Source organism: Micromonospora sp. LOL_021 (assembly GCF_048060215.1).
In the GTDB taxonomy this organism is placed as follows: Bacteria; Actinomycetota; Actinomycetes; order Mycobacteriales; family Micromonosporaceae; genus Micromonospora_E.
Map to the genome: position 1 here is coordinate 1 of NZ_JBHMIN010000132.1, position 1,063 is coordinate 1,063.

General features: G+C 66.2%; 1 protein-coding gene. It reads right to left on the reverse strand.

The features are described from left to right. A partial coding sequence (locus ACFHWT_RS31315) for an adenosine deaminase (RefSeq protein WP_416598303.1) occupies positions 1 to 1,062 on the reverse strand: 1,062 nt, incomplete at its 3' end. Between the last annotated feature and the right edge of the window lies 1 nt (position 1,063).

Genomic DNA, 1,063 nt, shown 5'->3' on the forward strand with positions numbered 1-1,063 from the left:
GTACGCGGGCTTGATGACGTCGTCGATGACCGCCAGCCGCTCGTCGAACGGGATGAACGCACTCTTCATCGCGTTCACCGTCAACCACCGCAACTCCGACCACCCCCACCCGAACGCCTCCACCAACAACCACATCTCCCGCGACATCGACGTCCCACTCATCAACCGGTTGTCCGTGTTCACCGTCACCCGGAACCGCAGATCACGCAACAACCCCACCGGATGCTCCCCGATCGAACCCACCGCACCCGTCTGCACGTTCGACGACGGACACAACTCCAACGGAATCCGCTTGTCCCGCACATACGACGCCAACCGCCCCAACCGCACCCCACCCCCACCCACCTCGATGTCATCCACGATCCGCACCCCATGCCCCAACCGATCCGCACCACACCACTGAATCGCCTGCCAGATCGACGGCAACCCGAACGCCTCACCCGCATGGATCGTGAAATGAAAATTCTCCCGCTGCAGAAACTCGAAAGCATCCAGGTGCCGCGTCGGCGGAAAACCCGCCTCCGCACCCGCGATATCGAACCCCACCACCCCCACATCCCGGTACCGCACCGCCAACTCCGCGATCTCCTGCGACCGCGCCGCATGCCGCATCGCCGTCAACAACGTCCCCACCCGGATCACCCGACCCGCCCGCGCCGCCTCCGCACACCCCGCCGCGAACCCCGCCAACACCGCCTCCACCACCTGACCCAACCCCAACCCCCGCGACAGATGCTGCTCCGGCGCGAACCGCACCTCCGCGTACACCACCCCGTCCGCCGCCAGATCCACCGCACACTCCGCCGCCACCCGGAACAGCCCCGCCTCCGTCTGCATCACCGCCACCGTGTGCGCGAACGTCTCCAGATACCGCTCCAACGACCCCGAATCCGCCGCCGACACGAACCACCGACCCAACTCCGACGGATCCGTCACCGGCAACACATGACCCACCTCGTCCGCCAACTCCACCACCGTCGCCGGCCGCAACCCACCATCCAGATGGTCATGCAGCAGCACCTTCGGCGCCCGAACGATCTCCGCCAACGAAACAGCCACCATG